Source organism: Thermoflexus hugenholtzii, from assembly GCF_018771565.1.
Lineage (GTDB): Bacteria > Chloroflexota > Anaerolineae > Thermoflexales > Thermoflexaceae > Thermoflexus > Thermoflexus hugenholtzii_A.
Window position 1 is genome coordinate 2,796,473 of record NZ_CP076326.1, and the last position, 25,956, is coordinate 2,822,428.

General features: G+C 67.9%; 23 protein-coding genes. 5 read left to right on the plus strand and 18 right to left on the minus strand.

The genetic code is table 11. The annotated features are described in order from the left end of the window. Positions 1 to 3 precede the first annotated feature (3 nt). From KNN16_RS12680 to KNN16_RS12745, 14 genes are all read right to left on the minus strand, one after another. Positions 4 to 270 carry a YggT family protein gene (locus tag KNN16_RS12680; protein WP_299284810.1) on the minus strand — a complete coding sequence of 89 codons (267 nt, stop codon included), beginning with the start codon at positions 268 to 270 and terminating at the stop codon, positions 4 to 6. Positions 271 to 394: 124 nt separating this feature from the next. Continuing rightward, entirely contained in the window at positions 395 to 1,138 is a 744-nt protein-coding gene (locus KNN16_RS12685; protein ID WP_303897335.1) for a YggS family pyridoxal phosphate-dependent enzyme, read from the minus strand. A gap of 8 nt (positions 1,139 to 1,146) precedes the next feature. Beyond that, positions 1,147 to 4,137 (minus strand): intein-containing RctB family protein, encoded by a 2,991-nt coding sequence (locus KNN16_RS12690; protein WP_303897336.1) that lies wholly within the window; start codon positions 4,135 to 4,137, stop codon positions 1,147 to 1,149. 59 nt (positions 4,138 to 4,196) lie between these two features. Then, positions 4,197 to 4,640 carry an archease gene (locus KNN16_RS12695; protein WP_303897338.1) on the minus strand — a complete coding sequence of 148 codons (444 nt, stop codon included), beginning with the start codon at positions 4,638 to 4,640 and terminating at the stop codon, positions 4,197 to 4,199. Positions 4,641 to 4,689: 49 nt separating this feature from the next. Then, positions 4,690 to 5,739, minus strand: a complete 1,050-nt coding sequence (gene selD / locus KNN16_RS12700) for a selenide, water dikinase SelD (RefSeq protein ID WP_303897339.1) — start codon at positions 5,737 to 5,739, stop codon at positions 4,690 to 4,692. A gap of 102 nt (positions 5,740 to 5,841) precedes the next feature. Then, positions 5,842 to 6,660: an isopentenyl phosphate kinase gene (locus KNN16_RS12705; RefSeq protein ID WP_299284796.1), complete on the minus strand. Its 819-nt coding sequence runs from the start codon at positions 6,658 to 6,660 to the stop codon at positions 5,842 to 5,844. Between the two features lie 6 nt (positions 6,661 to 6,666). After that, entirely contained in the window at positions 6,667 to 7,710 is a 1,044-nt protein-coding gene (locus KNN16_RS12710) for a histone deacetylase (protein WP_303897343.1), read from the minus strand. Positions 7,711 to 7,813: 103 nt separating this feature from the next. Continuing rightward, entirely contained in the window at positions 7,814 to 8,740 is a 927-nt protein-coding gene (gene rbsK, locus KNN16_RS12715; protein ID WP_303897346.1) for a ribokinase, read from the minus strand. Continuing rightward, complete coding sequence (locus KNN16_RS12720) at positions 8,737 to 9,729, minus strand: ABC transporter permease (RefSeq protein WP_303897349.1); 993 nt, start codon at positions 9,727 to 9,729, stop codon at positions 8,737 to 8,739. The genes rbsK and KNN16_RS12720 overlap by 4 nt, the downstream gene beginning before the upstream one ends. Continuing rightward, entirely contained in the window at positions 9,713 to 11,215 is a 1,503-nt protein-coding gene (locus tag KNN16_RS12725; RefSeq protein ID WP_303897353.1) for a sugar ABC transporter ATP-binding protein, read from the minus strand. Before KNN16_RS12725 ends, KNN16_RS12720 begins: the two co-directional genes overlap by 17 nt. A gap of 106 nt (positions 11,216 to 11,321) precedes the next feature. Further along, complete coding sequence (rbsB, locus tag KNN16_RS12730; RefSeq protein ID WP_303897355.1) at positions 11,322 to 12,272, minus strand: ribose ABC transporter substrate-binding protein RbsB; 951 nt, start codon at positions 12,270 to 12,272, stop codon at positions 11,322 to 11,324. A 116-nt stretch (positions 12,273 to 12,388) separates the two neighbouring features. Next, on the minus strand, positions 12,389 to 13,390 hold the full coding sequence (locus tag KNN16_RS12735; RefSeq protein WP_303897359.1) for an ABC transporter permease: 1,002 nt from the start codon (positions 13,388 to 13,390) through the stop codon (positions 12,389 to 12,391). A 51-nt stretch (positions 13,391 to 13,441) separates the two neighbouring features. Further along, positions 13,442 to 13,837, minus strand: a complete 396-nt coding sequence (rbsD, locus tag KNN16_RS12740) for a D-ribose pyranase (protein ID WP_303897362.1) — start codon at positions 13,835 to 13,837, stop codon at positions 13,442 to 13,444. Positions 13,838 to 13,848: 11 nt separating this feature from the next. Further along, positions 13,849 to 14,844 carry a LacI family DNA-binding transcriptional regulator gene (locus KNN16_RS12745; RefSeq protein WP_303897363.1) on the minus strand — a complete coding sequence of 332 codons (996 nt, stop codon included), beginning with the start codon at positions 14,842 to 14,844 and terminating at the stop codon, positions 13,849 to 13,851. Positions 14,845 to 14,972: 128 nt separating this feature from the next. Between KNN16_RS12745 and KNN16_RS12750 the strand changes: the two genes are divergently transcribed. Beyond that, on the plus strand, positions 14,973 to 16,628 hold the full coding sequence (locus tag KNN16_RS12750) for a hypothetical protein (RefSeq protein WP_303897365.1): 1,656 nt from the start codon (positions 14,973 to 14,975) through the stop codon (positions 16,626 to 16,628). Beyond that, positions 16,625 to 17,938: a DUF58 domain-containing protein gene (locus tag KNN16_RS12755; protein WP_303897366.1), complete on the plus strand. Its 1,314-nt coding sequence runs from the start codon at positions 16,625 to 16,627 to the stop codon at positions 17,936 to 17,938. Before KNN16_RS12750 ends, KNN16_RS12755 begins: the two co-directional genes overlap by 4 nt. Position 17,939: 1 nt before the next feature. On the opposite strand, the gene KNN16_RS12760 is transcribed toward KNN16_RS12755, so the two are convergent. From KNN16_RS12760 to KNN16_RS12775, 4 genes are all read right to left on the minus strand, one after another. After that, positions 17,940 to 18,752: an ABC transporter permease gene (locus KNN16_RS12760; protein WP_299288275.1), complete on the minus strand. Its 813-nt coding sequence runs from the start codon at positions 18,750 to 18,752 to the stop codon at positions 17,940 to 17,942. Beyond that, positions 18,737 to 20,068 (minus strand): glycosyltransferase family 4 protein, encoded by a 1,332-nt coding sequence (locus tag KNN16_RS12765; protein ID WP_303897368.1) that lies wholly within the window; start codon positions 20,066 to 20,068, stop codon positions 18,737 to 18,739. Before KNN16_RS12765 ends, KNN16_RS12760 begins: the two co-directional genes overlap by 16 nt. 60 nt (positions 20,069 to 20,128) lie before the next feature. Beyond that, positions 20,129 to 21,073: a prephenate dehydrogenase gene (locus KNN16_RS12770; RefSeq protein ID WP_303897370.1), complete on the minus strand. Its 945-nt coding sequence runs from the start codon at positions 21,071 to 21,073 to the stop codon at positions 20,129 to 20,131. Between the two features lie 143 nt (positions 21,074 to 21,216). Continuing rightward, complete coding sequence (locus tag KNN16_RS12775) at positions 21,217 to 23,115, minus strand: peptide ABC transporter substrate-binding protein (protein ID WP_303897371.1); 1,899 nt, start codon at positions 23,113 to 23,115, stop codon at positions 21,217 to 21,219. Positions 23,116 to 23,472: 357 nt separating this feature from the next. Here KNN16_RS12775 and KNN16_RS12780 point away from each other — a divergent pair, with 357 nt between their 5' ends. From KNN16_RS12780 to tsaA, 3 genes are all read left to right on the plus strand, one after another. Further along, positions 23,473 to 23,961 carry an SH3 domain-containing protein gene (locus tag KNN16_RS12780; RefSeq protein WP_303897373.1) on the plus strand — a complete coding sequence of 163 codons (489 nt, stop codon included), beginning with the start codon at positions 23,473 to 23,475 and terminating at the stop codon, positions 23,959 to 23,961. A gap of 124 nt (positions 23,962 to 24,085) precedes the next feature. Further along, entirely contained in the window at positions 24,086 to 25,486 is a 1,401-nt protein-coding gene (locus KNN16_RS12785) for an MATE family efflux transporter (RefSeq protein WP_303897375.1), read from the plus strand. Between the two features lie 22 nt (positions 25,487 to 25,508). Next, positions 25,509 to 25,937 carry a tRNA (N6-threonylcarbamoyladenosine(37)-N6)-methyltransferase TrmO gene (gene tsaA, locus KNN16_RS12790; RefSeq protein ID WP_299289006.1) on the plus strand — a complete coding sequence of 143 codons (429 nt, stop codon included), beginning with the start codon at positions 25,509 to 25,511 and terminating at the stop codon, positions 25,935 to 25,937. Positions 25,938 to 25,956 lie beyond the last annotated feature (19 nt).

A 25,956-nucleotide genomic window follows, 5' to 3' on the forward strand; every position in this document is an offset into this window, starting at 1 on the left:
TGTTCAGAGCCCTCCGGCCAGCAGCGCCTTGAGGAGCCGGCCGGCCAGCTCGATGAGCAGGATGGCCACCAGGGGCGTGAAGTCCAGTCCGCCGACCGGGGGGATGTAACGCCGCAGCGGATTCAGCACCGGCTCCACCAGACCTCCCAGAAGACGGCGAGCCGGATGCCACGGGTCCATGCCGATCCACGAAGTGAACACGTAGACCACGATCAGCAGGACGTAGAGGTTGACCAGGGCGTCCACCAGTGAGATCCAGTTTCCGGACATCTCCGTCGGTTTCCTCCTGAGGAATCAGGGAGGGCGGCCTGCGCGCCCATCCGTTCCCCATCTTACCTCAAGGCGGTTCCCCGGGGTGGAGGCAAGGGCCAGGGGTCGGGGGGCCGTGGGGACCTCAACGCGCGGGGCGTTCTCCGAAGATGGCCCGTCCCAGGCGGATCATCGTGGCGCCTTCCTCGATGGCCACCTCGAAGTCATCGGTCATCCCCATGGAGAGATGGGCCCAGGAGGCTCGGGGGAACCGCTTGGCCAGAAAGTCCCGCAGGGCCCGCAACCGCCGAAACACCGGCCGCACCGTTTCCGGGTCGGAGGCCATGGGGGCGACGGTCATCAGCCCGCTCACCCGCAGGCCCGGCAGGTCCAGGATACGGGCCACCGCCTCCATGAACGCCTCGCGCTGGCTCGGGTCCTCTTCCCAGCGGTGCAGAGGGAAGCCGTATTTGGTGGCCTCGCCGGAGACGTTGCACTCCAGCAGGATCTCCACGACCCGCCCGCTTTCCGCTGCGAGGCGGCTCAGCTTCTCGGCCAGGGGGAGCGAGTCCACGGAGTGGATCACCTCGAAGAGGCCCAGGGCCCGCCGCGCTTTCCGGCGCTGCAGGTGGCCCACCAGATGCCAGTGGATGTGGGCCTCGCTCCCCAGCCGGGCGTGCACCTGTGGGATCTTCTCCTCCGCCTCTTCCACCCGGTTCTCCCCGAAGACCCGCAGGCCGCAGGCATAGGCTTCGACGATGCGCTCCGGCGGCACCGTTTTGGTCACCGCCACCACCGTCACCTCGGCCGGATCCCGGCCCGCCCGGCGGGCGGCTCGGGCGATCCGCTCCTGCACCGCTGCCCAGCGTTCGGCGACGGAGGCTTCCATCGAGGGTCTCAACCCTTGATCACGGCAATCGGCCGCAGCCGGGCCACTTTCTTGGCGATCCCGGCGTGGTGGACCACCTCGACCACGCGGCTGACGTCCTTGTAGGCCCGGGGGGCCTCCTCGGCCAGGCCGGCCATGGAGCCGGCGCGGACCACGATGCCCTGGCTCTCCAGCTCCGCCTTGAGCTTCTCCCCGCGGATCTCCCGCTTGGCCTGGGCGCGGCTCATGACGCGGCCGGCCCCGTGGCAGGTGCTCCCGAAGGTCTGGGCCATGGAGCCGGGCGTCCCCAGCAGCACGTAGGAGGCGGTGCCCATGGAGCCGGGGATCAGGACCGGCTGACCGATGTCGGCGTATTTCTTCGGCAGGCCGGGAGAGCCCGGCCCCCAGGCACGGGTCGCCCCTTTGCGGTGCACGCACACCGTCATCCGCTGGCTGTCGATCTCGTGGGTCTCGATCTTGCCCATGTTGTGGGCGATGTCGTAGACTTGCCAGACGTCGTGGGCGATGCCCCTCGGTTTGAGGACCTCCTCGAAGCTCTTGCGGATGTAGTGGGCCAGGATCTGGCGGTTGCAGAAGGCGAAGTTCGCCGCGCAGGCCATGGCCTTGATGTAGTCCTGGCCCTCGGGGCTGTCGATGGGGGCGCACATCAGCTCCTTGTCGGGGAGCTTGATGCCGTATTTATGGATGACCCGCTCGAAGCGCTGCAGGTAATCGGTGCAGATCTGGTGGCCGAAGCCCCGCGAGCCACAGTGGATCTGCACGGCCACCTGTCCCTTGAAGAGCCCCATGCGCTCTGCGGCTACCGGATCGAAGATCTCGTCTACCACATCCACTTCGATGAAGTGGTTCCCTGCGCCCAGGGTGCCCAGCTGATCCTTCCCCCGCTCCTTGGCCTTAGGGGTGGCCTTGTCGGGGTCGGCGTTGGGCATGCAGCCGAACTCCTCGGTGCACTCCAGGTCCTCGGGCCGGGCGTAGCCGTGGCGCAGGGCCCAACGGGCCCCCTCCGCCAGCACCTCGTCCAGCTGCCGGGCGGTCAGGGGCACATGGCCCTCCGAGCCCACCCCGCTGGGACAGTTGTGGTAGATCCGGGTGGCCAGCTCCGCCAGATGGGGCGCGATCTGTTCCTCGGTCAGGTTGGTCGCCAGCAGACGAACGCCGCAATTCGAAACCACAAAACCATTGGCGACGAAGTTATGGTCTTCATGCAAAACCGTGAAGTCATACACTTCGCCCTTGTAATCCTCTACCCGCTCAATGCGATCGATTTCCTCCCACACTATACCGGACCGCCCGAGCCCTTCTGTCGCCTGCTTCATGTAAGTGGGGAAGTCTGGGAAATCCCGCGGAAGCCCAGCTCCCTTCGGTTGCGCTTCCCACATGGATCGTGTTACGAAACGGGTGTTCACCGGGATCGAGGCGGCTTCCAGCACCGCCTGAACCGGCTGCCCTTGGCGATAGGCTTCCGCGATGGCGCGGCGCAGAGCTTGCCGGGCCTGACGAACAGTCTGTTTCCGCTTCAGGTATTGGGCGCTGACCAGGCTCAGGAACCGACGTTCCATGTTGTATTCAACGCCGACTCGCGTAAACAACCGAATCAGATTCTCTGTATCCCCTGAGATCAACAAGCGGAGAATTCGAGAGCGCGAGCCATCGCTTCGCAGAAGCGCCCGCTTTTCGACATAGATCCCGTTGGTTCGAACCCCGAAGCGCTCCAACATCTCCGCGATATCCGCCAGAAACCGATATCCCTCCGCAAGGTGATGTTCGGCGCAGGCGATGGTCAGGACAGGTCGCCGCATCTTGATGGCGGACCGGCCATGCAGAGCCGGTGCCGGAAGTTCTGCTCCGAAGAAAGCGGCGAGGAAGAGTCGCTGTTGCCAGAGGGGGGCTCGCTTCAACCACTCCGGGATGCGTCCGCCGTGCTCCGTCTTGGAGCCCAGGGGCAATCCCATCGCGGCCAGGAGGGCCACCAGCCCGGTGGAGTTTACTTCCAGCTCTCCTGTGGCCCCCACCGTCTCATAGACCTGATAAGGGGTTCGGATAACCACCTTTCGGCGTCGAGAGCGGAGGTAACCTCCGTATCCCAGGCGGTGGAGATCGTCCAGGATCTGTGCGAGATCCTCCTCCTTTCCATATAGGACCAACACCCCCTCTTTTCGACGGCGCATGAACCCAGCGGTTCCATCGCCCCATGCGTAGCCCAGGAGTTTCAGCAAATACGGGAGAGCGGGGGATGTGTAACGCAGAGGCAACAGCCCCCTGCGCTGAAGGCCTGTAATGGCCTTAGTGATCCCACCTCGCTGGTTGTCTTTGCCAGCCTCCTGTAGGATGCGTTCTACATCCGGGATATCCACGATCACTTCATCCGGGGGATCTTCATAGGGGACGCCTTCGAAGGGCAGGAAAGCAATCCGATCCCCCGGCTGCAGCTCGTCCACCGGACGCATTCCCTCCGGGGTCAGGAAGGGGTGATCTCCGGTGGCGATGATCTCGTCCCCGGAGCGGGTGAGCACCCGGTAGAGCACCGGATCCGCTGGCCGATGCAGGAAGCGGATGATCGGTGTCGAATCCAGGCAGGTTGAACGGGTGTTGTAGCAGATCAGCTCCGCACGGGACCAGTCCTGAGCGAGCTCTTGGATCGCCCGCGTATATCCGAAGCGGTGGAGGATGCGGGCATCTCCAGTCAAGCAGTTGATGTCATATCCGATGGCTCCCGGCGAGATGATCCCCCCGGGGACTTTGCTGGCCATCACCCCTCCAATGGGGAACCCGTAGCCCATATGCACGTCCGGCATGACCACCACAGCCCCCACCAGGCCGGGTAGCGAGGCCGCGTTCACCGCCTGGTGGACCGAAAGGTCCCCCAGGGCATCCTCCAGCAGCTCCTCGTCCGCGTAGATGCGAACGGGGACGTTCATCCGCGGGTCAAAGGACGTGGGCAGCTCCCAAAGATACTCATTGATCCGACGGAAATCCTGCTTGCGAATCTCCCGAGCCATCTCTCACCCCCTCTATTCCATCCCGCTGCCGGAACGCAGGGCGCCTCCGGGCATTGTGTTCACACGTCGAACACCAGCTCCACCACGTAGAGGCCGTCCTCCTGCCGAATGGCCACGTTGTGATACGTGACCGCCTTAATATATTTTCGCACGGACTCCGGGTGCCCTCCATAGGCGGCGGCGCGGAGCCGGCCGATGGACTCCGGATCCTCGGGATCCGGAAGGTGGAGCTCCAGGATCTCGAAGCGCTTGAAGGCCAGCCCCTCGCGCTCCGTGAGGTAGACCAGCTCGTTCAGCCAGGCCACCAGCAGGCCTTCGGGGCTGGCGGCTTCGACCAGGGCCTCCCGCCGCTCTGCCTCGGGCACGGTTTCCAGGTCCGTGAGCAGGCTATACATCCCCAGGGCGGCGTGGGCGAACAGCTCCGGCAGCGTGCGCCCGTAGGCCCGGATGGCCCAGTCCGCCGTGTGGGGGATCTCCTCAAAAGGCACCGCCAGCTCCGGCATCGGGTTCCCTCCCGGTAAAGGATGGAGGAGCGGGGGACGCGGGGCTCGGCTACGGGATCACGCGGATCCCGGGCTCTCCTTCGAAGCGGCCGATCACCCATGCGGGCTCGCCGGCCTCAGCCATGCGGGCGAGGAAGGCCTCCGCATCCCGGGGCGCGAAGGCCAACAGCAGCCCGCCGGAGGTCTGGGGATCATACAGGAGGGCCTCTGTGCGTTCGTCGATGGAGGGATCCAGCGCGACATGGGGGCGATAGAAGTCCCGGTTGCGCCAGAGCCCGCCGGCGAAGGCCTCGGCCTCGGCGCAGCGCTGCGCCCCTCGCATCCAGGGCAGCCGCCCGACCTCCAGGGTCAGCCCCACCCCCGAGGCCTCGACCATCTCCCAGGCGTGGCCTAGCAGCCCGAACCCGGTGACATCGGTGGCGGCATGGGCGTTGCTTTTGACCGCCAGCCGGGCCGCCGTCTTGTTCAGGCGCATCATCCAGGCCATGGCCTCCTCAACCTCTTCCGGCCGGGCCATGTCCCGCTTGAGGGCGGTGGTGATCACCCCGCTGCCCAGGGGCTTGGTCAGCACCAGCACGTCCCCCAGCCGGGCGCCGGACTTCCGCAGGATGCGCTGGGGGTGGACGATGCCGGTGACCGCCAGCCCGAACTTGGGCTCGCGATCGCTGACCGTGTGGCCGCCCAGGACCACCCCGCCTGCCTCTCGCACTTTCTCGGCAGCTCCCTTCAGGATCCGGACCAGGATCTCCGGATCCAGTCCCTCCGGGAAGGCCACCAGGTTCAGGGCGAAGCGGACCTCGCCGCCCATGGCGTAGATGTCGCTCATGGCGTTGGCGGCGGCGATGGCCCCATAGGCGTAAGGGTCATCCACCACCGGCGGGAAAAAGTCCACCGACTGGACGAGGGCGGTCTCCTCGTCCAGCTGGTAGACGGCCGCGTCATCCGGCGCCTCCAGCCCGACCAGAACCGCCGGATGCGGCCGGGATGGGAGTTCTTCGTGGAGCCGGCGCAGCACGTGCGCCAGGGCCTCCGGGCCCATCTTGCTGGCTCAACCTGCGCACGAAGCCAGCGCCGTCAACCGGACGGTCTTGTTGTCCAACGCCTTGCTCCTCTCAATGGAATTGCGCGTCGCGCGGCGGATCCGCCGGTGCCGCTATGAAGTATATCTCGAGCGGGCGATGGCGCTCACCCCTACCCGGCCTCACGCCCACGTGATCCGGGTCCCCCGGATCCGGAGGGGATCCCGGAGGGCCTCCCGAAGGGCGCCCGGGCGTCGTCCCGAGAAGATCCAGACTTCCAGGCGGGGATCCCGTTCCACCCAGCGCAGGGCCATCTCCAGCTTGGCTCGCATCCCTCCGGTGACGTCGATCCCGTGGGATCCTCCGACGGCGTGGAGGATCTCCCGAAACCGTGCGGGGGTGAGGTGGGGGATGACCTGGTGTCCTTCGGGCCCGTCGGCCAGCACCCCGGCCACCTCGCCGACCAGCAGGATGCGGGTGGGGCGGAGGACCTCCAGCAGGGCATCGAACACCGCCTCGGTGGAGAGGATCGTCGCCCCCCGCTCCCGATCGAAGACCACATCCCCGCCGGTCAGAGGGATCAGGCCGACCTCCCACGCCCGCTGGAAGGCCCGGGCCTCGAAGGCGATGGGGATCCCGCCGGCGGCCTCCGCGACGGCGGAGGGAGGGATGCTGAGGGCGGGCAGGCCGGCCGCGTGGAAGGCGCGGCGGACGTGCATGTGGAGCTCCGCGGCCGCCAGGGCCACCTCCGCGAACCCCCACCAGTCCTCCGGGCGGGAGATCCCTTCATAGATGCGGGTGCGGGCGGCGGCGGCGTGGCCGAAGGAGCCGCTGCCGTGGCCGACCAGGATCCGCAGCCCGGGCCGCTCCTGCAGGGCCTCGCGGATCTCCTCCGCCAGCCGGCGGATCACCCGCAGGCGCGCCCGCCGCTCCCGGCGCTTGTCGGTGATCAGGGAGCCGCCCAGCTTGATGAAGATCCGTTCTCCCGTTCCTTCACGCATGGGTGTTCATCCCTCCAGGCGGTGGAGGCGGCGGACCTGGGCGATCAGGTTCTCCACGGAGGGCTCATCGGCCCGAGGCGGCGGTCCCAGGGGATCCAGGACATCGTCGTGTCCGAGCCAGAGGCGGAAGGCCGCCAGGACCCCGTAGGCCAGGGCGTCCCGGTGGTAGCCACCTTCCAGCACAAACACGAGGCGTCCCTGGCAGAGGGCATCGGCCAGCTCGGTTAGCCCCCGGGTCAGGGCGGCGAACCCCTGCACTGTCATCGACAGCCCGCCCAGGGGATCTCCCCAGTGGGGGTCGTAGCCGGCGGAGACCAGCAGCAGCTCCGGCTCGAAGCGTCGCGCGGCGGGGGCGATCACGGCCTCCAGGAGGCGCTGGAAGCCATGGTCGCCCACCCCTGCCGGCAGGGGGAGGTTGATGGTGGCTCCCTCCCCGGGCCCGGCCCCGATCTCCCGCCAGTGGCCGCTCCCCGGGTAGATCCCCCACTGGTGGGTGGAGAGATACAGCACGGTGGGGTCTGTATAGAAGATCGCCTGGGTGCCGTTGCCGTGGTGGAGGTCGAAGTCGACGATCATCACGCGGCGCGCGCCCAGCTCCTCACGGGCGAAGCGGGCGCCGAGGGCGATGTTGTTGAAGAGACAGAAGCCCTCGCCGTGGTCCGGGAAGGCGTGATGGCCGGGGGGGCGGACCAGGGCGAAGGCCCTGCGGGCGCGGCCTTCCCACACGGCGGCGACGGCGGCCTCCACGGCCCCGGCGGCCCGCCGGGCGGCTTCAAAGGAATGGGGGGTCACGTAGGTCTCATCGCCGGGGAAGTTCAGGCCCCCGCCGCCCCGCTCGGCCAGGCGGCGCACCCGCTCCACATAGGCGGGCTCATGCACCCGGGTCAGGCGCTCCATCGGGATGGGTTCGATGGGGAGCGGGGTGATCCGGTCCAGGACCCCGTGGGTCCGGAGGACCTCCAGGATGCGTTCCAGGCGGTCGCGGCGCTCGATGTGCTGGGGGTCATCGTGCTCGAGGAAAACGGGATCAAAAGCGTAGGCGATGGCCATCGCACTCCCCTCTGGGTAGAGCTCTCCAGAGGGGAGTTTAGTAGGGATTCGAGCACCCTGCCATTTCGGTTTTCAAGAGCGAGGCGGTTTCTGCGGATGGGTCTCAGCGCGTTTCGGGACGTTGAGCGAGGAAGGCGAGGAGCTCTTCTCGGGTCGGCATTGAGGGCTGAGCGCCGTGTTTGGTGACGCTTAAAGCTCCGGCCGCGCTGGCCCAGCGGAGGGCTTCCTCGACGGACCGGCCCTCCCACAGCGCCGCCGCCAGCGCTCCGTTGAAGGCATCCCCTGCCGCCACTGTGTCCACCACCGGCACTCGATAGGCCGGCACCCAGCGTGTCCCCTTCTCATCCGCATACACGCATCCGCGTTCCCCCAGTGTGATCACCACGTGCCGGCATCCCCGTCCCACCAGCGTCCGTGCCGCCTCTTCGATGGCGTTCGCATCTCGCAGCGGGAAGCCCACCAATCCCTCCGCCTCCACCTCGTTCGGTGTCAGCCACGCGCACCATCGATAGATCTCCTCCGGCAGCTCCATCGCCGGCGCGGGGTTCAGGATCACCGTCACCCCGGCCCGGGCCGCCCGCTCCGCCGCCGCGGCCACCACCTCCAGCGGCACCTCCAGCTGTAGCAGGAGCACCCGGGCCTCGGCGAGGGCCTCCTCCAGCCGGGCCAGCTCGGCTTCCCCCACCCGGCCGTTGGCGCCCGGGATCACCACGATGGCGTTCTGTCCGCTCTCCTCCAGCACGATCAGCGCGGTCCCGGAGCTCGCCTCCGGGTCCGTCATCACCCCGCTGATCTCCACCCCGGCCTCTGCCAGGCCCTGGCGCAGGGCCGGGCCGAACACGTCGTTCCCCACCCGCCCGATCATCCGGGTCGGCACCCTTAGGCGGGCGGCGGCCACCGCCTGGTTGGCCCCCTTGCCTCCCGGGGCGGTGAAGAACCGGTGCCCCCGCAGCGTCTCCCCAGGCCGTGGGAACCGTGGGGCCACCGCCACCAGATCCATGTTGATGCTCCCCAGCACCACCACACTCATCCTTCGCTCCTCCTTCGGATCAAACGGGAGGTTCGAGGGAGGCGTCCCCATTCAACGCCGGCCTGCAGGGCGCGATCCAGCCCGACTGCGAGGATGAACACCAGCCCCTTGATCACCTGCTGATGATAAGAAGGAACTTCCAGCAGATTGAGGCCGTTGCCCACGGTAGCCATCACCAGCGCTCCGATGAGCGTGCCCTCTACACGGCCGTAACCCCCGCTGAGGCGGGCGCCCCCCAGGACGGAAGCGGCGATGGCCTCCAGCTCCAGGCCGACGCCCACATTGGGTTGGGCGGACCAGAGGCGAGCGGTCAGCAGGATGCCTCCCAGCGCGGCCAGGAGGCCGCTCAGGGCGTAGACCATCCCCTTGACCCTCCGCACGCGAACGCCGGAAAGCCAGGCCAGTTCTTCCCCCCCGCCGATCGCATAAAGATGTAAGCCCCAGGCGGTGCGATGGAGCAGGAGGCGAACCACCAGGGCGACAAAGAGCATGACCAGGACAGGCATCGGGATGCCCGCCAGGTCCCCGGTGCCCAGAAAGGTGAAGGAGTCCGGCAGTCCGGAGATCGGATATCCACGGGTGTAAACCAGCGTGAGCCCGCGCGCGATGGCCATGGTGGAGAGCGTGGCGATGAACGGTGCCAGGCGGCCGTAGACCACCAGGGCTCCGTTCAACGCGCCCAGGATCAGCCCCACCCCCAGCGCGGCCGCGATTGCGATCCCCACCGGCCATCCGTCCCGGACCATCCACCCGGCGGCCAGGGCGCCTGTGAGGGCGACCACTGAGCCCACCGAGAGATCGATCCCCCCGCTGATGATGGTCATCGTCATCCCCATAGCTACCACGGCGAGGATGGAGGACTGAAGGGCCACGTTCAGCAGGTTGGAAGGGGTCAGGAACTGCGGGGTCAGCGCGGCCAGCGCCAACCAGAGCATCGCCAGAACCAGCGCCCCACTCCATCGTCCGAGAAACTCACGCAGCTCGAACATCGCCTTCCCCCATCGCCAGGGCGAGGACACGGTCGGCGGTGGCCTCCTCCCGACTCAACTCGCCGACGATCCGACCCTCTCGCATCACCACGATCCGATCACTCACGCCCAGGACCTCGGGGAGATCTGAGGAGATCATGAGAATGGCCATCCCTTCGCGGGCCATCTGGTCCATGAGCCCGTGGATCTCCGCCTTGGCCCCCACATCGATCCCCCGCGTCGGCTCGTCCAGGATCATGATCTTCGGCCGGAGCATCAGCCACCGTGCCAGGACAGCTTTCTGCTGGTTCCCACCGGATAAATAACGGACCCGAAGGGCTGGGCGGGGTGGACGGATGTCCAGCGCGCGGATGTAAGGGACGCACGCCCGGTCCAGCTGCGCAGGGAAGAGCAACCCCAGGCGAGCAAGGCGAGGAAGGGAGGAAATCGTGACGTTGGAGCGCAAGGCCATGCCCAGGAACAGCGCCTGCGCTTTGCGATCCTCCGGGACGAAGGCCATCCCCAGGCGGATGGCATCCGCAGGGGAACGAATGGTCACCGGCCGGCCCTCTATGCGCACCTCCCCGCCATCGAGGGGGTCCAGCCCGAACAGGGCGCGGGCCACCTCGGTGCGGCCGGCCCCTACCAGCCCGGCCAGCCCCACGATCTCCCCGCGGTGAACCTGAAACGAAACCTCGTGGAAGACCCCCACGCGGGTCAACCCCCGGACTTCCAGGACCACTTCCTGCCCGGGCGTTGCGGTTTTCACAAACATCTCTTTCATCTCACGCCCGACCATCATGCGCACCACCGCGGAGGGTGTCACCTCCGAGATGGGGAAGGTCCCGATGTGCCGGCCGTCCCGCAGCACGGTGATCCGGTCGGCGATGCGGAACACCTCCTCCAGCCGGTGAGAGATGAAGAGGATCGCCACCCCTCGTCGCTTCAAGTCCGACAGCAGCTCGAACAGACGATGGATCTCCCGCTCGCTGAGGGCGGAGGTAGGCTCGTCCATGATCAGCAAACGGGCGTCCTCGGAGAGCGCCCGGGCGATCTCCAGCATCTGGCGCTGGGCGAAGGGGAGGTTGCCGACCACGGCGCGGGGGTCCAGATCCAACCCCACCCCGTTCAGGATCCGCCGCGCCTGCTTTTCCATGGTCCGCGGATCCAATCCTCCCCAGAAGGTGCGGGGCTCCCGGCCCAGAAGGAGGTTCTGGGCGACGGTGAGGTTGGGCAGCAGGCTGAGCTCCTGGTGGATCACGGCGATCCCCAGGCGGCGCGCGTGGCGGGGATCGGTGATCTCCACCGGCTGGCCCTTCCAGAGGATCCGGCCGCTGTCCCGGGGGATGACCCCCGCAAGGATCCGGATGAGGGTGCTCTTGCCTGCGCCGTTCTCCCCCACCAACCCGTGGATCTCCCCGGGGAAGATCTCCAGGGAGACCCGGTCCAGGGCCTGAACGCCCGGGAAAGCTTTGGAGATCTCTTCGGCGCGCAGCAGGGGCTCCATTATCTGCTCCAGAAGATGAAGGTGCGGGCGGGGGTCCCCCCGCCCGCATCGGCGATCACCGGGATGAGCGAGGAACCGGCTCGCCTGCCCCTCCTCTTAAGCTTGCCTACTTAACGGTGTCCTTGGTCACCAGGGAAAGGGGGACAGGGATGAATTTCTCGACCTTCTCGCCCCGCAGATACTTGACCGCCATCTCCACAGCGAGCCGGCCCATCTCCGCCGGCTGCTGGGCCACCGTGGCCGCCAGCTTCCCTTCCTTCACCGCTTTGACGGCGTCGTCGATAGCGTCAAAGCCTACGAAGATGATCCCGGTGCGCCCGGCCGCCTCGGCCGCCTGGATGGCGCCCAGGACCATTTCATCGTTGTGGGCGAAGACGCCGTCGATCTGAGGCTGGGCCTGGAGGATGTTCTCGAAGACCTGCAGGCCCTTAGCGCGGTTGAAGTCGGCGGGCTGGCGGGCGACCACCTCGAGGCCCGGGCACTTCTCCTTCAAGTAGTCGTTGAAGCCTTTGCCCCGATCGCGGGCAGCGGAGGTGCCCGGGATGCCCTCCAGCTCTACCACCTTGCCCTTGCCGTTCAGAGCCTTGCAGAGGAACTCGGCGGCCATCTGTCCCCCGGCCACGTTATCCGAGGCGATGTGGGAGACGATCTCACCCCCCTCCGCGGCCCGGTCCACGGTGAAGACGGGGATCCCGGCCTGGTTCGCCTTCTGGATGCTGGGGACCACGGCCTTGGTGTCGGTGGGGTTGATCAGGAGGGCGGAGACCTTCTTCTGGATGAGGTCCTCGATGTTGGCCGCCTCCTTGGCGGGATCATCCTGGGCATCCACCACGATGAGCTTCACCCCATACTGGGCGGCGGCACGCTCCGCGCCCTCCTTCAGGGTGACGAAGAAGGGGTTGTTCAGGGTGGAAAGGGAAAGACCCAGGACGATTTCCTTGGGTTGCGCCGCAGCAGGGGTCGCAGTAGCCGAAGGGGCTGCGGGCGTGGCCGGCGCGCAGGCGCCGGCGGCCAGCGCCAGAACCAATCCCACCAGCACAGCTACACGGGCGCGCATCGCTTCTCCTCCTTTCGCTTGCTTAAGGTTTCAGAACCGGGACGCAGGGCCGATCGCTCATCCCGGGAACTCCCATCTCCGCACAATGTCCTCCCGGGTTCAACCGGGCGACGCCGCTACTCGCGCCGCAGGAGCCGGTGGAGCAGCAACGCGATGGCGATCACGCCGCCTTTGAACACCTGCTCGTAGAACGAGGGGATGTTCAGCAGGTTGATCCCGTTGTTCAGCATCCCGATGAGCAGGGCGCCGATCAGCGTGCCCCCCAGCCATCCTTCCCCACCGGCCAGGCTGGTCCCGCCGATGACCACGGCGGCGATGGCGTCGAACTCGTAGCCGATGCCCAGGGTAGGGGGCGCCGAATCCAGCCGACCGATCAGGATCAGGCCGGCCAGGGCAGCCAGCCCCCCGCTCAGGGCGTAGGTCAGCACCAGGCGCCGCGCGACCGGGATCCCGGCGGCGCGTGCGGCCGTCGGGTTGTTGCCGATGGCCAGCAAATGCTCTCCCCACACCGTGAACTGGAGCAGGATCCCTCCGAATCCGAACACCAGGGCCATCACCAGAACCGGAACCGGGAACGGCCCCACCCAGCCGGCCCCGAGCCACCGGAAGGCGTCTGGGAACCCGGTGATAGGCCGGCCCTGGGTGTAGCTGAGGGCAAGCCCCCGAGCGATGGTCATCATCCCCAGGGTGGCGATGAAGGGCGGAATCCGGAGATAGGCCACGGCCATCCCGTTCAGGGCCCCCAGGGCGAAGCCCAGGGCCAGGGCGCTGAACATCGCCAGGGGCGGGGCCTGCCCGCTGGTCACCAGACTGGCCGCCACCACCCCCGTCAGGGCCAGGATCGAACCGACGGAAAGATCGATGCCCCCGCTGAGGATCACCAGGGTCATCCCCACCGCGATGATGCCGTTCACCGAGGTCTGGCGGACCACGTTGATCAGATTGCCCGGCGTGAGGAAACGCGGGGAGGCCAGGCTCAGCACCACGCCGAAAATGAGCAGCGTGAGCACCAGACCCCATCGGGTCCAGCGTTCCCGGGCCTCCAATGTGCTTCCCCATCGGGGAAGCCAGGCCGGCCGTCCCAGCGCCCTCACGGGTTCCACGGAGGGACGATCCATCCCTTTACGCCTCCAGGGAGGTCACGAGAGCCTCCGCCGCGTCATATCGGATCAGAAAATCACACCCGAGACCAGGATCACGTTCGCGTAAGGCGTGCATTCCCCGGTGCGGACCACCGCCCGGGCCCTGCCGGTCATCGCTTTGAAGGTCTCATGGGGCACGTGCTCGATCTCGACGGCGCGCAGCCGATCGCGCACGGCCTCATAAAGCTGCGGGCTGCGTTCTCTCATCTCCATGGCGACGATCGCTTTCTCCACGTGGAGCTCCTCCAGGACGGCATCGAGGACCTCCAGGAAGGGGGGCAGGCCGGGGCGGACAGCGAGATCGATCCGTGCAACGGTAAGGGGGATGGGCAGCCCGGCATCGGCGATAACCAGCAGATCCCCATGGCCCATCTCGGCGATCACCTGGCTCAGAGGCGCGTTGAGCAATCCCCGTTTTTTCATGGGCCTCGCTCCTAAGTGGACTGACGGACCACTAGGCGCACAGGGAGGATCAGGCGAGCCGGCGGGCGATCCGGCTCCCCCAGCCGGCGTAACAGGAGATCCCCCGCCATACGTCCCATCTCATAGGTGGGCTGGGCCACCGTGGTCAGGGGCGGGATCACATAGGACGCCAGGAGGATGTCGTCGAATCCCACTAAAGCGATGTCGTCCGGGATCGACAGGCCGGCCTCCCCGATCGCCCGCATCGCCCCGATGGCCATCAGGTCGTTGCAAGCGAAGATGGCTGTGGGGCGGACCTCCGCGGGCAGGCCCAGGAAAAAGCGGGCCGCCTCATAACCGCTCTCCGCCCGGAAATCACCTCGCCGCACCCAGACCTCCGGCGGCCGGATTCCCGCCTCCTCCAACGCTTTCCGGTAGCCCCGCACGCGATCCGCGCTGGGGGTCAGCTCCGAGGGACCAGTGATGCAGGCGATCCGCCGATGCCCTCGCTCCAGGAGGTGGCGGGTTGCCAGATACCCACCTTGGAAGTTATCCGCCAGCACGCAATCCGCCTCTAGGCCCGGCAGATCCCGGTCGACGACCACGAAGGGGATCCCGCGCTGGCGCAGCATAGAAAGATGCGCCGGGGTGGACCGGACCGAAACCAGGGCGATCCCATCCACCTGCTGCTCGATCAGAACCCCCAAGTAACGCTGCTCCTTGGCTGGATCCCCGTCGGAGTTGCAGAGGATCACGCTGTGATCGTGGGCGAAGCTCAGATCCTCCAGCCCGCGGGCGATTTCCGCGAAGAACGGGTTGGCGCTGTCGGGGACAACGAGGCCGATCACATGGGTGCGCTTGCGTCGGAGCCCCCGGGCCAGCCGGTTAGGGCGATATTGCAAGGCACGGACAGCCTCCCGAACCCGAGCCTCTACCTCCGGACTCACCGACCGGGTCCCGTTCAGCACATACGAGACCGTGGCGATCGAAACCCCCGCCCGCCGAGCGACATCCCGAAGCGTCGCCATCGCTCATGCTGGTTAAACGTTTAACTTCATGAAAGCATAAAGCCGGGAATCTGTCAAGTCGGGGCCCCGCGGCGAGGTGGTCCGGAGGCTATCATCTTTTACGAGGGATTCCCGTCTCGAGGAGTTCGATGCTGCGGTATTCCCCGCCTCCCTTTCGGGTGGGGCCGGCGCTGGGGGCGCTGGCCCTCGCCCTGGCCGGATTGTTTTCGCTCTGGATCCAGGCCCGTCTCCAGTCTGTGCCCGCCTTATCCCTTGCGGATTTGTCGGGGGGCGCGATCGCCGGCTACGTCCGCGTCCACGGGGTTCTCCCCGAGCCCCCACGCTGGGAGCCGGAAGGCCCCCGCCTCCGCTTCCACCTCAGCGACGGCACGGGCGAGCTCTGGGTTCTCGCCGATGGATCGGTCGCCGCCACCCTGGCCCGGGCGAACCGGATCCCCCGCGCCGGCGACGGGGTCACCGTGGAGGGACGTCTGCGGGAGGATCGGGATCCTCCCGCGCTGGAAATCGTCCACGCGGAGGCCCTGCGTATCGAGCGTCCGGAGCCTCTTCCCCTCTCCATCGGCGATCTCCCCTCCGCCCCGGTGGGAGCCCGGGTGCAGATCACCGGGCAGATCCGAAGCGTCCGCCGCCCCTATGAGGGCCTCACCCTGATCCGCTTGCAGGATGAGACCGGGTCCATTGATGTGGCGTGGTATGAGGCCCTGGTGGGGACGCGGGCGGAGCTGCCCCTGGGCGCGGGCCTTCGGATCACAGGGGCGCTGACCCTGTATCGGGAAGTCCCTCAGGTGGCGCTGGACGATCCGGAGGGCTGGGCCCGGATCCCCTGGACGCCGACGCCTCAACCCATCTCCCGCGCTCAGGAGCGCCCTGACGGCGCCTGGGTCGGCGTGGAAGGGATCCTGGAGGAGCGCTCCGACACCCGCTGGACCCTCGCGGATGAGACGGGATCCCTCGAGGTGCGCCTCTCCCGGGAGCTGCGGGCGGCTCTTCCCGCCACCCCGCCGCCGGGGGCGCGGGTGCAGGTATGGGGACGCGTGCGCTGGCGCACAGGGACCCCGACGCTCTATCCCGAGCTTTCGATCGACATACGCTGGGAGCCTCCGGTGGCGACCCCCACGCCGGTCCCTCGCCCAACGGCTTCACCCACGCCCATCCGATCGCCCACCCCCACGCCTCGGCCGCGGCCTTCCGCGACGGCAACGCCGTTCCCCCTGAGCGCCCTCGCGACCCTCGCCCCGGGTGCCTCCGTGACGGTGGCCGGGACGGTCGCGGAGTTGCAGGGGTTCTCCGCCGGCTGGGCGCTGATCCTGGAGCAGGAAGGGCACCGCCTTCGGGTCTTCATCCCCAGCGAACAGATGGCGGGCGTCCCCGGCCGGGAAGGGATCTACCCGGGCGCGCGGATCCGAGCCACCGGTGTGCTGACCCTGTATCGGGGGGAGCTGGAGTTGCTCCCTCGTTCCGGCCGTGCCATCCTTGTAGAAAAGGGCGTTCGACCGGATGCGCCCCCGCGGGCCATCGGGAGCCTGGGCCCCGCAGATCAGAACGCAACGGTGCGCATCGCCGGGCAGGTGGTGGAGCGCACCCGCTTCTCCGCCGGGATCCGGCTGGTGGTGCGGGATGAGAGCGGGGCGCTTCCGGTGATCCTCTGGGAAAACGTCGCGGCCCTCATCCCGGAGCCCCTTCAAGAGCCGGGAGCGAACGTGGAGATCATCGGTCGGGTTCGCCTTTATCGAGGGGAGTTGCAGGTCATTCCCACGGTGCCGTGGGAGGTCCGTTCGCGATGACGTCGAGGCCGGTGTGGCTTCCATCGGCGTCTTCGCCGCCGCGGCCGGGCTTCCGGCTGGCTCTGCGGCCCCGAGCGCGCGGCCTTCTCCTCCTCACGGCCGTGGTCACCCTGGCCGCCCTCATCACCGGCCGATCGATCCTTTACAACCTGGCCTACCTGCTGATCGCCCTCCTCCTCGTCTCCCTGGCCTGGGCGTGGAGCGCGGTGCGGGATCTGGAGATCCGCCGCATCCCCCGGGTTCGTCGCCAGAACGTGGGCGGGTTCTTCGAGGAAACCCTGATCCTCCGCAACACCGGCTTCTTCCCCAAGGTCTGGCTGGAGATCCGGGATGGATCCAATCTGCCGGGCCATCGGGCCAGCTTCGTCCTGGACAACCTCGGGCCCCAGCGGGAGCGGCTGTGGACGGCGCGGACCCGCTGCCGGCGGCGCGGGCTGTATCGCCTGGGCCCCCTGACGCTGATCGGCACGGATCCCTTCGGCCTGTTCGAGGCCACCCTGCAGCTCGCCGAGACCTCGGAGGTTCTGATCTACCCGCCGGTGCTCCCCCTCTGGCGGATCGGCCTTCCGGTTGGGCTCTGGCGAAGCAGCGAGGCCGCCCGGCGCCGCACCTCCGAGGTGACGCCGAGCGCCGGGGGGGTTCGGGAGTATCAGCCCGGGGATGCCTTCCACCGGATCCACTGGCCCTCCACCGCGCGGCGGGATCGCCTGATGGTGAAGGAGTTCGATCAGGACCCGGCGGCCGATCTCTGGATTGTGCTGGACATGATGGCGGAGGTTCACGTCCAGCGCCCGCTGCCCGAGGAGGAATGGGGCCTCGGAGCTCCCCGTGGGCTCCTTCCTCCTTCGACGGAGGAATATGCGGTCGCCGCGGCCGCGTCCCTGGCCGCCTATTTCCTGAAGCGGGAGCGGGCGGTGGGGCTGCTGGCTTACGGCTCCCAGCGCTTGCTCCTGCCGCCCCATCGGGGGGAGGCCCAGCTGGAGCGCATCCTGGAGGGGCTGGCGCTCCTGCGAGCCTACGGGACGCAGCCCTTCCACGATGTGTTGCAGACCCACGCCATGCGGATGGTCCGCGGCGCCGTCCTGATCCTGATCACCCCCTCCGGGGATCCGCGCTGGGCGATCGTGGCCCGGAGCCTGGACGGACACGGGATCCGGGTGGCGGCAGTGGTGCTGGAGGCGTCTTCCTTTGGGGGGGCGGAGACCGGCCCCCGCGTCCTGCCCATCTTGCAGAGCGCCGGCATCCCGACCGCTGTGATCCGGTTCGGCGAAGCGCTTCCTCTCGCCCTGGAGGCGCTGGGAGCCCCGTAGGTCAGACTTCCTCAGCAAAGCGGGGGCTGAGGCGGCGGAAGAGGGCGTAGCCGAGGGCCAGGGTGAGGGCCGCCGTCGCCCAGGTGCGCAGCAGGAACTCCGGCGCCGTGTAGATCCCGTAATAAAGCAGGTCGTGATACGAGGCGATGATCGAGGCCATGGGGTTCAGGCGGCGGGTCCAGAGCCAGACGTCCACGGAAAGCCCCAGGATCACCGCGTGGCGCGGCAGGACCGAGATCGGATAGAAGATGGGGGTGAGGAAGAACCAGGCCAGCAGCAACACCTGGAGGATGTGCGCGGTGTCCCGGTAGAACACGTTGAGCGCCGCCACCGTGAGGGAGACCCCCGCTGTGAACATGAGATGGGCCATCAGGGTCACCGGGAGGAGCAGCAGCCAGGGGGTCGGGCGGATCCCGGAGATCCAGGCGATGGCGAAGTAGATGGGAAGCGAGATCAGGAAATTGAGGGCGTTGGAGAGGACCACGGCGAGGGGCAGCACCTCCCGGGGGAAATACACCTTGCGGACCAGGGCGGCGTTGGCGGTGACGCTCTCCGCCGCTCCCTGCACGGAGACCGCAAAGGCGTTCCAGGCCAGGATGCCGATCAACACGAAGGCGTGGAAATGAGGCAGACTGGCCGGCCCCCGGTTCATGACCGTGAACACCACGGTGAACACCGTCATCATCAGCAGGGGGTTCATCCAGGACCAGGCGATCCCCAGGACGGAGTTCCGGTAGCGGACCTTCAGATCCCGCAACGTCAGCAGCCAGAGCAGATCCCGATATCCCCACAGTTCCTTCAACGCGCGCCCCATCCTCGGTGCTCCCCCGGATGGCGTTTCAGGCTTTCTGGGGTGGAGAGGAAAGGCTCATGCCCGGGGCGCCCCCGGGCCTCCGGGCCGGTGGTGGCGCGCCGAGGCGCCGGGGCGTATACCCGCTGTGGGAGCTTCCCCGCTCGAAGCGCCTCATAGAGGGCGAGGAGGGTTCGTCCCGCGGTCTCCCAGCTGTAATGGGCGACCGCGCGGGCGCGGAGCCGTCTGCCGCGTTCCCGGGACTCCTCGGGGTGCTGGAGGGCGTAACGGATCCAGGCCGCGAGGCTCTCCGCATCCCCCAGCCGGGCGTAATAGCCGGCCTCCCCCAGGAACTCCCGGCTCACCGGGGTGTCGAAGGCCACCACGGGCAGGCCGGTGGCCATGTAGTTGAGCAGCTTGCCGCTTCCCTCCGTGGCGGACATCTTGGGAGCCACCGCTACCTCCCCCAGGCGGAGGTAGAGGGGGGCCGCCTCATAGGGCACCTTCCCGGTGAAGGTCACATGGCCTCCGATCCCCAGGGCCTGCGCCCGGGCCGCATAGGTCGTTTCCCCCGGGAAGCCCATCACCAGGAAGTGAACTTGAGGGTCGCTCGAAACCACCCGGGCGGCGGCCTCTAAGAGCAGGTCGGTCCCCTGATAAGGTGCCAGCAGCCCCAGATACACCACCACCCGGCGCTCCGACGGGATCCCCCACTGGGCCCGCAGGCGCTCCAACACAGGCCCCTCTTCGGGTTGCGGAGGGCGGAAGACCTCGGTGTTCACCGCGTCCGGGAAGGGGATCACCCGCTCCGGCCGCACGCCGAACGCTTCGATCAGCAGGCGCGCCCCGTGGATGGAGCTGGTGAGGATGAGATCGGGCTGACGGTCGATCCAGACCTCCAGCCGTCGCATGAAGGGATACCAGGGCCCTTCCGGGTTCAGGAAGCGGTGATCGATCATCTCCCCGGTGAGGCTGCCCTGGAAATCGAAGATCAGCGGCGTCCGAAGCAGCGCCCGCAGGGCGGTCCCGATGAGGGCGCCCTCATGCAGGTGGGCGTGGATCAGATGCGGGCGCCACCGGAGGGCGGTGATCAGGGCCGTCGCCGAGAGATAGACGTCGAAGGCGATCTTGTGACGGGAGGATCCCACCTCATAGTGGGAGCGCCAGGGCAGGGGCGGGGTGCGCACGATCTCCAACCCGGGCAGGTCACGGCCCTTGTAATACGTCACGATTCGGACCCGGAGGCCCAGGGCCTGGAGCGCCCGGGCTTCCTCCAGGATGCGGACGTGGCATCCGTAGTCGTTGAAGAACGAGGTCGGCGCGATCATCAACACCCGCATCGGGCGTGCCTGTCCTTCTCCGGTGTGGGCCGCGCTTCGCTTTCGAGCCGCCATGGCCGCTCAGCGCTTGCGGGTAGGGCGAAGGCGATGGAGGCCCAGCAAGGCCTCCAACGGGCGGGTCCCCTCGAGAGGGATGGAGGGACCGAGCGGGCTTTCCCGACGGGTCTTCAGCCAGTCGCTTCGGGTTTGGGTAGCCGTCTGGAAAAGGTCCTCCAGCTCTGTGGCGCTTTCGGCGCTGGCCAGGGCGCCCCGCAGCTGACCCAGGGTCTCCAGCAGGCGATCCAGCCAGTAGAGCAGAGCGTCCCGGTTGGCCACCGCGGCCAGCCGCGCGCTGGGGGCGTCCGGGAGGTCGGCGGTGATCCGGGCGAAGCGCGCCCCGACGGCCTGGGGCAGCTCCCGCCGGGTCGGCGCGGCGGACCACAGTGTCAGGAGGGCGGCCCCGAGGAGGGCCGGCAGCTGCTCCAGGGCCGCCATCCAGCCGTCGTGCTCGACAGGGTCCATGAAGAACGGCCGGGCGCCCAGGCGCTGGGCCAGCCCCGCCGCCGCTTCCACCGCCCAGGCGGGCGATTGGGCGGAAGGGGTCAGGCAGAACAGGGCGTCCCGGAAAAGATCGGCCGCGGGCTCCTCCCCCGCGTCCGGCCGAAGGATGGGATGGCCGCCCACGAAGGGCGTGGCAGGGGGGAGATGCTGCCGGGCCCAGGCCATGACCGGCGCCTTCAGCTCAGCGGTGTCCATCACCAGGGCGCCCTCGGCCAGGACCGGGGCGATGGCCTGCAGGGTTCGCTCGATCTCCGCCAGGGGGAGCGTCAGGAGGACCAGGTCGGCTCCTTCGCAGGCCCCCGGCAGGTTCCAGTCCGTGCGGTCCACGGCCCCTCGTCGCAGCGCCTCCCGCGCCTGCGCCGGGTCTGGATCATGGCCCACCCGCTGGGCCTGGGGCACTGCCTCCCGCAGCGCCAGCCCCAGGGAGATCCCGATCTTCCTTAACCCCACGATCGCGATCCGCATGCGGCTCCTGATCTCGCCGAAAGGTTCAATCTTTGTGCCTGCCGCTTCGAGTATACCACCTCTCCTGAGGAGGGAGAGTTTCTCGGAAAAAAACCGGGCGGGTGGAGGCCCACCCGCCCGGGGATGGATGGCGGCTTCCCGCCTTACTGCTCGATGTCGAACTCCTCGATGTTCCACATCTCGGAGTTCGCCGTGGGGTCGACGATGAAGTTCTTCACCTTCGGCGAGGCCACGGCGATCTTCAGCCGCACGAAGAGCGGCAGCGCCGGCAGGTCCTCGCTGAAGATCCGCTGGGCCTCGGCGTGCCACTTCTTCTTCTCGTCGGGATCCAGGGTGCTCAGGGCGCGGTTGCAGGCCTCATCATACGCCGGGTTGCTGTAGCCGGTGTTGTTCTGGCCGCCGGGGTTCTCGTCCGACGGGATCTGATCGGTCTTGTAGAGCTCGCACGGCGGCTCCACACCGGTCACCCAGGCGTATTCCGCCAGATCGAACTTGCGCCCGAAGACCGGGCCGTCCGGCCAGTTGGCGAAGAACTCCCGGGCCGGCTTGTAGTAGAGGTTGACCTCGATCTGGCAGTTATCCTTGAGCTGTTTCTGGATGATCTGGGTGACCTGCTCCCGCAGCCGGTTGCCCGCCGTGGTCCCGTAGGTCACGCTGAACTTCTTGCCGCCCTTGTCCCGGATCCCGTCCCCGTCCGTGTCCTTCCAGCCCGCCTCCTCCAGGAGGGCGCGGCCCTTCTCCGGGTTGAACTCATAGACCGTCACCACATCCTTGGCGTAGAGCGGGTGGATGGAAGGCATGTAGACGGCGGGGGCTTCGCTGCGGCCGAAGAGCACCTTGTCGATGATGGCCTTGCGGTCGATGCAGTAAGCGAAGGCCTGGCGCACCCGCTTGTCCTGGAACACATCGTTGCCGGCCGCGATCTGGTAGCCCGGCGCCGGCTGGATGTTGAAGTCCAGGTGCTCGAAGGCGGTGCCCAGGACGAACTGCGGCTTCAGCAGCCCCTCGGCCTCCGCCTGCTTGAGGAACTCGGCCTGCGCGTCGAAGGCGGCGTCCTGCGTGCCGATGTCGCAGTCGCCGGAGAGCAGCTGGGCCAGCAGCTGGTTGGTGTCCTGCACGATGCGGAAGATCACCGTGTCGATCCGCGGCAGGCCCTCCTTCGCCCGCCAGTAATTGGGGTTCTTCACCACCGTGATGTGATCCCCCGCCACCCACTCCTTCATCATGAAGGCGCCCCAGCCCAGCGGGTTGCGGTTCACATCCGGATCCTCGTTCATCTGGGCCGGGGTCAGTTTGCCATACTTATGCTTGGGCAGCGGAGTCCAGAAGTTGATGAAGTAAGTGGCGTCGATCCAGCCCGGGATCCCCACCCACTGGGTGGTGCGGGCGTCCAGGGCCTTGTATTCAGCGGTGCGCTCGATGGTGAACTTGGAGACCTTGGTCTCGGGGGCCTTGGCCACCTCGAAGGAGAAGACCGAGTCCTCCGCCGTCACCGGCTGGCCATCCGACCACAGGACCCCCTCCTTGATCTTGAAGGTGACCTTCATGACGGGCAGCTTGATGGAGCCGCCCTCAAACGTGCGGTCCTCCGTCTTCCCCGTCTTGGGGTCGACCAGGACCTTCACCGTGACCCCTTTGGTGAGGGTGACCACGTTCCCCGCTGCATCGGCGATGGGGTAGGTGCCTTCCTGGACCTCGACCTCCTCGACCACTGCGTCCCCGTCCTTGATGCTGGGCAGTTTCTCCAGGATGACCGGCTGATAGGCGAAGGTGCGGCTGTCAATGGGGCCATCCATGATCGCTTCGAGGACGTGGGACCTCACCAGCATGGGTTCGGAGTAAATATAGAGACTGGCCGGCTCCTGGGCCATGCAGACCACCAGGGTCTTCGGGGCTGGGGTGGGAGTAGGCGGTGGCGGGGTGGGCTGCGGCGGCTGGGTAGCCGGAGCCGGGGTGGGGGTCGCAGCGGGCGCACACGCTCCGGCCACCAGGGCCAGGAGCATCAAAAAGGCCACGCTCCATCCAAGCTTTTTGGGAACCATCGCTTCTCCTCCTTGCTGAAAATGAGGGGGGGAGCTGCTACCCAGACGACGCGGGGCCAGCGCTCAGTCGAGGCTCTCGGCCTGTCCCTCCTTCATAGCCTGAGGTTACACCCTAAATTATACAAAATGTGCGCCTTCCCGCAAGGCTCTTTTCTTAAATCCGGGGGACCCGGACTTGAGCGTTATCCGGGGCGTCTTCCCCGGACCGGACGGCGTGAAGGATCTCCTCATCGAGGGCTGGGTATGGAGGGAGGGCGTCGCGATCCCGTCGGCCGAGGCGGCCTCCAATCAGGCGTAAGAGATATCCGGTAAAATGGGGCTGGCCGCGGTTGGAAACGCCGTCGTGGAGAGGGAGAGATGCAACGGCCGATTCGCATCCGACCCCGACCCGGAGAGGGCGAGTTACGACCCGGGGAATGGCTTCTTCTGCTGAGCGCCCTGCTCATGGCCACCCTGCTCTGCACAGGGGGCTTTCGATATCTGCAGCGCACCCTCGCCGCGGACCTGAGGGGAGCGCCTACGGCGACGCCCCGACCGACCTGGACGCCCGCTCCCTCGCCGACGCCCACGCCTCCGGAGCCTACCCCTACGCCGACCCTCCCCGCCGCCGTTCAGGTGGGGATCTTCGTGAAAGTGAGCGGCGCCGGCGACCAGGGGCTCAGCTTCCGCAAGGCCCCCGGCCTGCAGGCGGAGCGGATCCGCTTCCTCCCTGAGGGAACGGTGATGCGGGTGATCGGCGGCCCCACAGAGGCGGACGGCCTGACCTGGTGGCAGCTGGAGGATCCCCGCACGGGGGAGCAAGGCTGGGCCGCCGGCGCGTATCTGGTGCCTTCCTACGGACCGTAGGGTGGATCCCGGGTGTGTCCCAATTTTGTCGGGCCTCGCCGCGTTGTAGGACAACTGCTCGCAGTTGTCCTACGATTTTGGGACACACCCTGGATCCCCGCCGCGAAAGCCTGGAGGGGAGGGGATGCCTCATCGGGATGTGAAACGCGCCCCCAGCGCGCTGGGGATTTCCTGGAAGGCCCGCATCCATCCGCGCGCCCCAGGGACGCAGACCATCCGGGTGGTCCTTCAGCTGGCCGGCCCCGCGGCCCTGGAGCAGCTGCTCAACATCGTGGTGGACTGGACGGATGCCTACCTGGCCGGGCACCTGGGGACAGTGGCCCTGGCGGCGGTGGGGCTGAGCGGCCAGGTGATCAACCTGGTGGCCGCCTTCTTCGGCGCCCTGGGGGTGGGCGCGACCGCCCTGGTGGCCCGAGCCGTCGGCGCCCGGGACCCTGAACAGGCCGGCCGGATCACCGTCCAGGCCCTCCTCAGCGCGGGGCTCCTCGGCATCGGCGGGGCCCTTTTCGCCCTTCTGAGCGGACCGGCCCTTTTCCGCGGGCTGGGCGCGGAGCCTGCGGTGGAACATGCCGCGGCCACGTATCTGGGCTGGGTCGCCCTCTCCTTTCCGGCCATGGCCGTGCTCTTCGTGGGGAACGCGGCCCTCCGCGGCGCCGGTGATACCCTCACGCCGATGCGCACCTGGGCTGTGGTGGTTTTCACCAACGCCCTTCTGGCCTGGGCTCTGGTCGGCCCGTGGAGCCCATGGCATGTGGGCGTGGCCGGGCTGGGCATGGCAGCCGCCTGCGCCCGCGCCCTGGGGGCAGGCCTGGTGCTGATCCGTCTGTGGCAAGGCACCTCCGTGCTTCGCCTGCCGCATCGCTGGCCGGGCCTGGAGTGGGGGCTGGTGCGAAGGATCCTGAACGTCGGGTTGCCCGCCGGCCTGGAGCAGCTCCTCCTCCAGCTCGCCCTGCTGCAGCTAACCGGGGTGATCACCGGCCTGGGCACGGCGGCTTACGCCGCCCATCAGGTCGGCCTGCGGGTGATGTCGCTCTCTTTTCTACCCGGATGGGGGTTCGCAGTGGCCGCCTCCACCCTCACCGGTCAGGCCCTCGGGGCCCGGCGGCCGGAGGAGGGGAAACGGGCGGCCCTCGTTGCGCTCCTCCTGGCCCTGGGGCTGATGGGCTCGCTGGGGCTGATCCTGGCCCTCGCCGGGCCGTTGCTCGTCGCGTTGTTCACAGAGGACCCGGCGGTCATCGCCCAGGGCACGGCGGCCCTGCGCATCACCGCGCTGATCCAGCCGGTGATGGCTGTCAGCTTCGTGTTCTCGGGAGCCCTGCGCGGCGCAGGAGACACGCGCTACACGCTGCTGGTCACCGCCGCCTCCATCTGGATGGTTCGGCTCCCGGTCGCGGCGCTCCTCGCCCATGGCCTGGGCTGGGGACTGCCCGGGGCCTGGCTGGGGATGTTCGCCGACTTCGCCGTGCGGGCGCTGCTGTTCGGCTACCGCTTCCGCAGCGGGGCCTGGCAACGCATCCGGGTTTGAAGGAAACCTGCGGGGGTCTGGGATGGATCGGAAAGAGTGGACCTTCCGGGCCATCGGTTATGTGCGGAGCCGCTTCACGGAGTGGACCGAGGCGGACGTGATGCGGCAGGAGGAAAGCGAGCTGGTCCTCGACCCCGAGTTCGTGGAAGGGCTGGAGGGCCTGCAGCCCGGCGATATCCTGATGGTGCTCTACGTCCTGGACCGCGTGAAGGAGCCCCGGCTGAAGGTTCATCCCCGAGGGGATCCAACCAAGCCCATGAAAGGGGTGTTCGCCACCCGTTCCCAGTATCGACCTAACCCCATCGGATTGACCGGCGTGCGGGTGCTGGCCATCGAGGGCAACGTGGTGCGGGTGCGGGGCTTGGATGCCCTGGACGGCTCCCCCATCCTGGACCTCAAGATCGCCTCCGACCTGGATCGTCCACCCGACCCTCCGGAGCCCGCCCCCTGATGCCTCTTCATCGCCCGGA